Genomic DNA, 9,711 nt, shown 5'->3' on the forward strand with positions numbered 1-9,711 from the left:
GGAGGAGGGGGGGAGGGGGGGAGTGGGAGGACAAGGAGACTATTGACTCCTAACTCCTAACTCCTAACTCCTACTCCATTCTCCTGGTACAGACGTTCCGTCGGAACGTCTCTACTTCTGACTCCTAACTTCCATTTGCACACCACCACTAGGGACTATGGTAATACCACGACGCACAGGATGTACCGGACGATTATTAGTGAGTGCTAGCTGAAAATTTGACAAGATTGTAGCTACTATTAACTTCATTTCATACATCGAAAATGCTGCACCTATGCAACCGCGATAACCACCACCAAAAGGTAGATATTCATAAGCGGAAAATTTCGAGTTGAGAAATCTTTCGGGTTGAAATTTCTCTGGTTCTGGATAAGTTTCGCTGCGGCGATGTGCTAAATAAATACAGGGTACTAAAATTGTCCCGGATGTATATTTTTCCCCGGCAATTTCGACTTTATCTTTTACCATTCGCGGTGTACATATTAAGGCTATAGGAAAAATTCGCAGTGTTTCTTGACAAACAGCGCTGAGGTAAGGTTGTTGCGCTAAAACTTCAGGATTTCCGGCATCACTTACATTTAATTCCTGCATTAACTTATCTTTTACTTCTGGATGCGCGTGAATTAAATAAAATACCCACGCTAACACTGCTGCTGTAGTTTCATAACCTAATAGCAATAGCGAAACTAATTGATCGCGTAATTCTTCATCTGTCATTTGCTGTCCGTTTTCGTCACGCGCTGACATTAGCAAACTGAGAATATCTGATCGCGTTGCATCATTTTCTAAACGTCTTTCCGAAATTTCAGCATATATGAGTTTGTCTATTTCTTCTCGTCTTTTGAGATAATTTCCCCAAGGACTCCACGCACCTAAATTCTTTTGTAAAGGCGGAAAGAAAAATAAGCTAGAATACAAAGGTTTAGTGACATCTTCGAGTAAAGAAGTTAGTTGTTCCTTTAATTGTTGGTAACGCGCACCCGGACTAATACCAAATACAACTTGTAAGATAATTTGTAAAGTAATATCTGGCATAACTTCCTGCATAGATATTACTTCGCCAAGTGTCCAATTTTTGATAACTTCTTGAGTAATTTGACAAATTAACTCCCCGTAAGATTTTAGGCGATCGCCATGAAAAGGCGGCATCAATAACTGTCTTTGACGATTATGCGATCGCGTATCCTGTAAAACAATCGACTTCTCCCCAAACAGCGGCTTAAAGACATGAGTCGCTTTCTGAAAATCCAACTCCTTCGCCGGCACCGCAAAACATTCAGCGATCGCATCCGGATGACTAAAAAACACCACCGGCGGCGAATTTATCCCCAAAACCCTGACACTAAAAACATCCCCATACTTAACAGCACACCCATCCAAAAACCGCGTCGGATTAGCAATTAATTGCAGCGTTTGTAACAAAAACCTCATAATAAAACTTTATTCTCTCTTCTCTTAACTCTGCGCTCTTGGCGTTTTGGCGGTTCGTTCTCAAAAAAATATTGTCGGGTAGGCACAGCCCACCCGAACAAAACCTTAAGAATAATATCAAAATCCCCTCAATTAAAAACTCAACCAGAGATAGATGACAAACTGGGATATTTAACCTCACGCTTACCCTTAACAACCATTTGAATCGGGCGATCCGGACCAGTCACCAAACCACGACGCTTAGGTTTGACATCACCATCATCCACCAGCGCCAAATCCAAACTACAAAGAATCTTCGCCAATACCACCTTCATTTCAAACTGAGCAAAAGCCATACCAATACAGCGCCTAGCACCTCCCCCAAAAGGCAGATATTCATACGTCGAAAATTGTCTTTCCAAAAAGCGCTCAGGCTTAAACCGCTTCGGTTCCGGGTACAAATCCTCCCGCTGGTGCGTCAAATAAATCGAGCCAAGCACCACCGTCCCCCGTTCAAGTTCTTGCCCACAAAGCGTTACAGGTGTTCTGACAACGCGGGGAAAGTTGAGCATCCCCACAGGGTAAATCCGCAAAGTTTCGCTGTAAACGGCATTCAGATAAGGCAATTTGAAAATCATACTAGAATCTGGATTTTCGCCCAAGCTATCTAGTTCTTGCAGCAGCTTTTCCCGTACTGCTGGTAGCTTGTGAATCCAGTACAATGCCCAAGTCAAAGCAGTAGCTGTAGTTTCGTGACCTGCAAACAACATTGTGATCAATTCATCACGCAACTCTTCATTGGTCATCGGTTCACCAACTTCATCCCGTGCTGCCATCAACAAACTGAGGATATCTGTACGAGATGAATCTGCTTGAAGACGACGTTCTTCAATTTCCTCGTTGGTGAGTTGGTGAAGTCGCTGACGACGACGGAGAAATTTTCCCCAAGAACTAGAAGAACCCCAATCCTTTTGCAGGAGGGGAAAATAAAGCTCAACAGCCCTCCAAACAGAACCTCCATCCTCCAGTATCTGACACAATATTTTCTCTAGTTCTTGGGCACGAGGACTGTCATACAGCCCAAATACGACTTGCATAATTGTCCGCATGGTAATGGTTTGCATTGCCAACCGGACAGTAAAAGATTTGTCTACCTGCCACTGACTGATGATTTGCTCTGTGATATTACTAATTGCTTGACCATAGGTTCGCATCCTGTCACCATGAAAAGGAGGCATTAACAACTGACGCTGACGCCTATGCACCTCACCGCTAACAGTGATGACAGAATGCTTTCCTAGCAGAGGTTCAAAAACCGTGTTCCAATCGCTGGGGGTTTATAAAAAAGTTAGGAGTTTGGAGTTAGGAGTTTGGAGTTGGGAGTTGGGAGTTGGGAGTTGGGAGTTAGGAGTTGGGAGTTGGGAGTTTGGAGTTTGGAGTTAGGAGTTTGGAGTTTGGAGTTTGGAGTTGGGAGTTAGGAGTTGGGAGTTAGAAGTAGGAGTCAAGAGTTAAAAGTCAGAATCTAGCTTAGGGGTTTTGTACAAAAACGCCAAATCAAACATTTTAATTGTCTTCAATCAAATAATGGTATAAACCATTACAAAATTCTTTTTGAACTCCTAACTCCTAACTCCTAACTCCTCACTCCTCACTCCTAACTCCTCACTCCTCACTCCTCACTCCTCACTCCTAACTCCTCACTCCTAACTCCTAACTCCTCACTCCTAACTCCTAACTCCTCACTCCTCACTCCTAACTCCCAACTTTTAACTTCTTCTTTTTTGCCACTGAAACAAAAATAAAGTAATTAAGTTTTGTTGCGCTTACATTTAAGCTAATTATCTTTGCATTGTGAAAGAATAATTAATTGTTACAACATGAAAGTTGTAAAATTCTTGTTAACTTGTTGAGCATTTACAGCATCTCCTTTTATTTACAAGGTAATCAGCATGACTGCAATCACACCAAAAGCTACTTCAGCGTCTTTTGATTTTTGCGAGGGAATTCAATATTTTGGGGAAGCGTTGCCCGGATTTGAAACTTATGGGGGAACACCTGCGATCGCCGAAAATAAAATAGCGATCGCCAATCCTGAAGATTCAGCAGCAGTATATCAGACTTTACTTGCAGCTGATGCCTTACGTTACCTAACCTTACAAGTTACTGCTTCTAAAGCTTCTGGACATCCAGGTGGATTTGCTTCCCAAGCCGAAGCTTATGCAGCGTTGGTGATGCTGGGTCATAAGAACATTATCACGGAAGTGGGACACCACGCCCCTGGATTTTATAGTGCCATGTTCTTGGATCGCTCGTTAGAGGACATGGGGATATATACAGTGCAGCAGTTACGCGATCGCTTCCGCGAAAAGCACGGACTTTTAGGACACCTTTCTGGCTACATTCCCGGTATTCTCGCACCCGCAGGTCCTTTGGGACAAGGGCAACACTTTGCCATGTCAGCGGCAAAGCTCCATCCAGATAAGCTGTTTCCCTTCACTGTTGGGGATGGTGGATTAGGTGAACCTTATATCATCAGTGCGATCGCACACTTCAATACTGCTTTTCCAACTGTCACCAACTTTTTGCCAGTGTTGGTATGGAACGGTTACAGCCAGGAACACCATAGCATGGTTTCCCTCAAAACCAACGAACAGATGATCGCATACTGGCATGGTAACGGTTTTGCCGAAGTTATATTAGTCGATGCCAAAGACTTTGATGACCAAAATCAAACAGGCGATTATGTTGATAGTACCGCCTTTTCCTTTGAACAAAGATTAGCTTTTACTTCATCTGTATTAACTGGTATAGATAAAGCTGCTAAATCTGCACTTGGTGGTAAACTTACTGTGTTTATTATTAAACAATTGAAAGGTGCAGGAGTTCACGCACTAGGGGCAAAATCACACAATTTATATCCTAAAGATACCCTCGATGCTCCTCATATTATAAGTGCATTACAAGGGCGTGCATTGTCAGCAGAAGCTTGGCAATTAGTGCGAACAAATGCGGAACGCGCAGGTGGTGGACCCGCAGCGAAAACAGTTGTCACAGAATTTGAATTACAATTACCAGAATTAGGTGAATTGCCTTTAGAAGAATATGCTGTAGGTGGCGATCCAAAAGTTTCTACAACATCAATGGGAAGATTAGTAGGAATAGTTGGACATAAAGATAAAAATTTCCTCGTCACCAACGCTGATGGAAATGAAGCATCAGGAATTGCCAACATAAATCAAGCTTTAAAGATTATCCACCCGACAAAAGATGACTTATACAACCAAGCACCAAACGGACAAGTTTATGAACCTTTAAGTGAAGATGCTTGTGCAGGTTTAGCTGTTGGTTTATGTTTGATGGGTGCGAGAACTTTATGGTGTTCTTATGAATCTTTTGCCATCAACGGTTTACCAATTTGGCAAACTGTCATCCAAGCAATGGCAGAATTGCGCCGTCCCACTCCCTCAACAACTACTTTATTTACAGCAGGTGCTTTAGAGCAAGGACGCAACGGTTGGACTCACCAACGTCCAGAAATTGAAGCTTACTTTGCTTCCATGATGCGAAATGGTAATATATTCCCAGTTTTTCCACCCGATGCTAACAGTATTCAAGTTTGTTATGACTGGGCATTGAAAACCAAAAATAAGGGAATTGTCATAACTGCCAGTAAATCACCTTTGCCAATTAGAACAACTTTTGAACAAACTCGAAAAGGGTTACGTGATGGTGCGGTAGTGTTGCATGAAGTTGAATCTAATCAAGGTGGAAGTAAGAAGATTGTATTTGCTGTTATTGGTGATATGACATTAATGCCAGTATTTGAAGCCGCAGCTTTCTTAGAAACTGAAGGTCTTGGTGTGAAGATAATTTCTGTTATTAATCCCCGTCGTTTGTATCGTCCTGATGATACAGCTTGGGATACTTGTTCTGAACCCGATGGTGGCTTTTTGGATGATGAACAATTTGCAGAGTTGTTTGCAGGTGATGCGTTAATTGGTGTTACTGGTGGTGCTTCTGCGATGCTGGAACCAATTATGTTGAGAAGTACTTGTAAACGCGATACTTTTGCATGGAAGCGTGGGGAAACTACTGCGAGTGCTGGTGAGTTGATGGCATTTAATGGTTTGACAGCGCAAGCTTTAGCGAAGCGGGGAATTGAGTTAGTGCATTAAGGTCGGAGTTTTTAACCGCAGATACACGCTGATGAACGCTGATAGGTTGGCGTTTTGATGCGTGTATTTGCGGATTTTATTTTTATTTATTATAATTTAGCATAAGTAGAACTGCGTAAATAAACCAAACTATGTAACGGAGTGTGAAATTGTCATAATCCTTATGATTGCTGCGTTTCACTCGCAATTACATACTTTGAAATTTTCACACCGACTTACTTAATATACGGTTAGTTAATATGGATAACTTTCTTAATAATGTTAAACGTTTTATTGGTCATGTACCTTTTACAAAAGATGCAGTAGCAATGTATTTTTGCATGATTGATTCTAAAACACCAGCCTACGCGAAAGCTACAATTGCTGCTGCACTTGCTTATTTCTTATCACCTGTTGATGCTATACCTGACTTGATAGTAGGTCTTGGTTTCACAGATGATGCTACTGTAATTACAGGAGCTTTGGCAACTGTACGCGCTCATGTTAAGGATGAACACTGGGAAAAGGCTGATAACTTTTTTCATTCTTAAAATTTGCCCTGGCAAATAGAATTCACGACTACATAAACGAATTCGACTTCGCCCCTCAGACTGGAAGTCTGGGGCTATACAAACAAAGTCCGCCTGCGCGGACTTTTATGTTTTGAAAGCTGCGATCGCGAAGCGTGCGCCTTAGCGCAAGGCAGGTTTTGTTCGTATAGCCGCGACTTTAGTCGTTAGGCGCATAAATTATATGGTTTGAGGAAGTGCGATACTCCGTAGGAGTGGCTGCCGCCATCGCATCAGTTTATCACTCTTGCATGAGCAATTTCTCTACTACTAATAGGACGAACTTGTGCTGCAAATAATGAAACAATTGCCACAGTTTCACCATCCAATGTCACAAATTCAACTTCATATCCTTTGCCAGCCTGATGTACCAAAACAACAGTACCCATATCACCCTTTTCTAAACCGTACTCTGGAATATTAGTTGTGAGAATAATCCTATCAAGTTCTGCAATCATATTTCTGACCAATGAAAGTGGATAAGCAGTAACAAAATTCCTGTTACTCTTGCGGCGATCGCCAACTATAATATATTTAATATTTTACATAAGGATGGAACCATGACTAATGCTCAAGATATGGTTCGCTTAAACTTAGATTTGTCACCTAAACTTAACGAAATATTAGAAGAACTGGCAAATAAGATTGGCGGAAGCAAAAGCGATGTACTGCGTCAGGCTATAACCTTAATGCAAATCATGGTGATAGCGAAAGAGCAAACTAATAAATTAGGCATTGCTGAAGCAGATCAACTGATAGCGACTGAAATAATAATGCCATCTCAAACATCACCAAAAACTCACTCCCTAGAAAATCTTATAGAAACATTTGGTGCCTGGGAAGACGATCGCACAACAGAGGATATCATCAAAGATATATATGATAGCCGTACTATTTCCAACTCAGATTATATACTGTGACTTATTTACTTGATACAGATACCTGCATCTATTGGTTAAGAGATAGATTTTCAGTCAGGGAAAAGGTTAGGGAAGTAGGATCAAATCAAATTTCAATTTGTGTCATTACAGCAGCTGAGTTGTACTATGGTGCATACAATTCCAATCGAGTGACAGAAAATTTAACTCGTGCAGAAGGATTCATTGAAAATTTACCTGTTTTACCTTTAAGCGATTCTGCTGTTAAGCGCTTTGGCGAATTAAAGGCAGAACTCCGTAGAATAGGACAACCGATTGCTGAATTTGATTTATTAATTGCTAGTGTTGCACTTGCTGAAAATTACATTTTAGTTAGTAATAATACTCGTCACTACGCTCGCATTACCGGACTGCAATTAGAAAACTGGACTTTTCGCTAAAAACCTCAGGGATACTTTTAAATAATAGCAAAAAGTAGCGCGATCGCCTTTTCGTCGCGTTAGATTTATTGTATGCACTCAATTATCAAAGATTGATTATTATGAAATTCCAAGTAATTTTCACATTTGATTCAGAATATGAAGGTTACGTTGCTGAGGTTCCTGAATTTCCTGGCTGTGTAAGTCAAGGTAAAACATTAGATGAGGCAATTGAAAATATCAAGGATGCCATTAGAGGTTATCTTCACGTCCAAGAAAAGCATGGCAAACCATATGTAGCTAAAGAGTTGCAAACCTTTATCGGGGAAGTTTTAGTATAAATGGGACGTTTATCAAATATTTCCGGTAAAGATGCTGTTAAACTTTTTGCAATTACAGCAGCCTATCGCTCTAATCGAATACACGTAGAGACGATTCTGTGCTACGTCTCTACAAGAAGAGGGGTTTTACGCATGTACCTCACTCATTTACCTGAAATCTGCTGTAATGATTCGACAAGCAGGAATTACAGTAGATGAATTCCTAGATAATAAATGAAAACTAAAAAAAGCGCGTAGTTTACCGCAGCAGGCATCGCTATGAATCCACAACTCGCAGATAAAGTCACCACACTCAAAGAACAACAGTTTCTCTTACCTGGTTATTATACTTGGGAAGAATTTGAGAAAATAGAAGCTTTAACGGCATCGCCTAGTTTAAGGATAACTTATCTGGATGGATATATACAGTTTATGACTCTCGGTGAAGAACATGAAATGCTGAAAAAGGCGATCGCTATTTTGCTAGAAGCATATTTCTTTGAATTAGGTATAAATTTTATCCCTGTAGGTAGCGCTACTCGTCGTTCTCAAGAAAAAGGTGCTTCATTTGAACCTGATGAATCTTATTATTTAGGAGAAAAGAAACAAAATCCCGATTTAGCAATTGAAATTAATATAACCAGTGGCAGCATAGATAAACTAGAAAAATACAAACGTTTTCAAATCACTGAAGTTTGGTTTTGGGAAAATAATCAGTTGTCTTTATATCGACTCCGCGATGATAATTATGAACAGATTTCTCGTAGTGAATTACTCCCCGAATTAAATGTAAATTTATTCGCAACTTGTATTTTAATGCCCTCAATACTTGAAGCAAGGACTGAGTTTATTAAAGGAATTAGCCAGTAGTACTAACTCAGCTTTTCTACCAACCCAGACCTGTAAATTAAATATCTAACAGCGTAGATGCTGAATGAATGTATACTAATTTACATCAAATAAATTTTATTGATAAAGCTTGACAAAATGCGAAATTAGCGGATTTGACATAATGACGATTGTTATATAATACTAAACAACTCTTTTCGCGAGGATGGGAAAGCTGTGAGGGATGATTTACAAGGCTTGGAGATTAGCCAAAAGCAATTACAAAAATTAACAAATCTACCGGTGAAAGACGAACTAAGGATAATTGTTAACCCGATCAAAAGATTGGGACAGATATTTATAGAAAAAATCAAAGGTTCTGAAGGTGCGACTGTAGTATTTATTGGATTTTCTATATTTGTTTTTAGCTATCTGATATTGGATGTAATGCTTAAGGTATTTGCTACATGGATAACAATTCCTTCATGGATATTGTTAATAATATTAAGTTTGGTTGGGGGTGGAATTACTCAAACTATATTATACTTTTGGTGGAAAAAACAAATTAAATTTTTGAGAAAGAACATTACACCATCTTTAGAAATTCTTTTAAATGATGTTGAAAGATATAATTCTGTAATTAGAGCAATAGATATCAACGACCAAATAGAAGAAGCTGGCAATCCGGGAGTAACGTTAAAGGAAAGAGAGAAGGTAATTGACGCATTGAAATTAACAAAAAATGATTTAATTCGCGCTTTGAAAACAGAAAGAATTTTAAGAGAGAATAAAAATTTTATTATCAAAAATACAGATTTATTTGCCAACAATTTACCGACTCTATCGGCAATGCAAGTTAGTGAACAAGCTACTGAGCATGGAAGGTTATTAAATGAAGCATTGGAAATTGCCTTAGATGTGCAACTAGAAATGAGAAGGTTGCAGAGTCAGGGGTAAAAGTCAGAAGTCAAAGGTCATATTATGTCCGGCAAATCACAAATATTGTAGAGACGTAGCACAGAATCGTCTCTACGACGGTTGCGACGTTTTTATTACTGTTAGTTAAACGGACATGATATCAAAGGTCAATGGTCAAAAGTAAGATATTTTGCCTTCCCCCCCCTCCCCCCTCC

The 9,711-nt window shown here is 39.9% G+C and carries 10 protein-coding genes; 7 read left to right on the top strand and 3 right to left on the bottom strand.

Annotated elements, in window-relative coordinates; genetic code table 11:
• Positions 1–111: 111 nt before the first annotated feature.
• Both OGM63_RS03460 and OGM63_RS03465 read right to left on the bottom strand, forming a co-directional pair.
• Positions 112–1,431, bottom strand: coding sequence for a cytochrome P450 (locus tag OGM63_RS03460; protein ID WP_263744112.1), 1,320 nt, complete (start codon positions 1,429–1,431; stop codon positions 112–114).
• 140 nt (positions 1,432–1,571) lie between these two features.
• Entirely contained in the window at positions 1,572–2,714 is a 1,143-nt protein-coding gene (locus OGM63_RS03465) for a cytochrome P450 (protein WP_318528396.1), read from the bottom strand.
• A gap of 645 nt (positions 2,715–3,359) precedes the next feature.
• Between OGM63_RS03465 and OGM63_RS03470 the strand changes: the two genes are divergently transcribed.
• Positions 3,360–5,585 carry a phosphoketolase family protein gene (locus OGM63_RS03470; RefSeq protein ID WP_263744113.1) on the top strand — a complete coding sequence of 742 codons (2,226 nt, stop codon included), beginning with the start codon at positions 3,360–3,362 and terminating at the stop codon, positions 5,583–5,585.
• A 239-nt stretch (positions 5,586–5,824) separates the two neighbouring features.
• Complete coding sequence (locus OGM63_RS03475; protein WP_263744114.1) at positions 5,825–6,115, top strand: YkvA family protein; 291 nt, start codon at positions 5,825–5,827, stop codon at positions 6,113–6,115.
• Positions 6,116–6,366: 251 nt separating this feature from the next.
• Here OGM63_RS03475 and OGM63_RS03480 read toward each other — a convergent pair whose 3' ends face one another.
• On the bottom strand, positions 6,367–6,591 hold the full coding sequence (locus OGM63_RS03480; RefSeq protein ID WP_263744115.1) for a DUF4926 domain-containing protein: 225 nt from the start codon (positions 6,589–6,591) through the stop codon (positions 6,367–6,369).
• Between the two features lie 102 nt (positions 6,592–6,693).
• On the opposite strand from OGM63_RS03480, the gene OGM63_RS03485 reads away from it, so the two are divergent.
• The 5 genes from OGM63_RS03485 (at position 6,694) to OGM63_RS03505 (ending at position 9,535) form a co-directional block, all read left to right on the top strand.
• Positions 6,694–7,053, top strand: coding sequence for a YlcI/YnfO family protein (locus OGM63_RS03485; RefSeq protein ID WP_263744116.1), 360 nt, complete (start codon positions 6,694–6,696; stop codon positions 7,051–7,053).
• On the top strand, positions 7,050–7,451 hold the full coding sequence (locus tag OGM63_RS03490; RefSeq protein ID WP_263744117.1) for a type II toxin-antitoxin system VapC family toxin: 402 nt from the start codon (positions 7,050–7,052) through the stop codon (positions 7,449–7,451). The genes OGM63_RS03485 and OGM63_RS03490 overlap by 4 nt, the downstream gene beginning before the upstream one ends.
• Positions 7,452–7,552: 101 nt before the next feature.
• Positions 7,553–7,771, top strand: a complete 219-nt coding sequence (locus OGM63_RS03495) for a type II toxin-antitoxin system HicB family antitoxin (protein WP_263744118.1) — start codon at positions 7,553–7,555, stop codon at positions 7,769–7,771.
• 258 nt (positions 7,772–8,029) lie between these two features.
• Positions 8,030–8,620 (top strand): Uma2 family endonuclease, encoded by a 591-nt coding sequence (locus OGM63_RS03500; RefSeq protein WP_263744119.1) that lies wholly within the window; start codon positions 8,030–8,032, stop codon positions 8,618–8,620.
• Between the two features lie 195 nt (positions 8,621–8,815).
• Entirely contained in the window at positions 8,816–9,535 is a 720-nt protein-coding gene (locus OGM63_RS03505; protein ID WP_263744120.1) for a hypothetical protein, read from the top strand.
• Positions 9,536–9,711 lie beyond the last annotated feature (176 nt).

This window comes from Plectonema radiosum NIES-515, from assembly GCF_025753815.1.
Taxonomy (GTDB): Bacteria; Cyanobacteriota; Cyanobacteriia; order Cyanobacteriales; family Nostocaceae; genus Hassallia; species Hassallia radiosum_A.

Excerpts from the sequence above, each read along its gene's own strand:
- OGM63_RS03460 (WP_263744112.1), bottom strand. The coding sequence starts at position 1,431 with ATGAGGTTTTTGTTACAAACGCTGCAATTAATTGCTAATCCGACGCGG.
- OGM63_RS03470 (WP_263744113.1), top strand. The coding sequence starts at position 3,360 with ATGACTGCAATCACACCAAAAGCTACTTCAGCGTCTTTTGATTTTTGC.
- OGM63_RS03475 (WP_263744114.1), top strand. The coding sequence starts at position 5,825 with ATGGATAACTTTCTTAATAATGTTAAACGTTTTATTGGTCATGTACCT.
- OGM63_RS03480 (WP_263744115.1), bottom strand. The coding sequence starts at position 6,591 with ATGATTGCAGAACTTGATAGGATTATTCTCACAACTAATATTCCAGAG.
- OGM63_RS03485 (WP_263744116.1), top strand. The coding sequence starts at position 6,694 with ATGACTAATGCTCAAGATATGGTTCGCTTAAACTTAGATTTGTCACCT.
- OGM63_RS03495 (WP_263744118.1), top strand. The coding sequence starts at position 7,553 with ATGAAATTCCAAGTAATTTTCACATTTGATTCAGAATATGAAGGTTAC.
- OGM63_RS03500 (WP_263744119.1), top strand. The coding sequence starts at position 8,030 with ATGAATCCACAACTCGCAGATAAAGTCACCACACTCAAAGAACAACAG.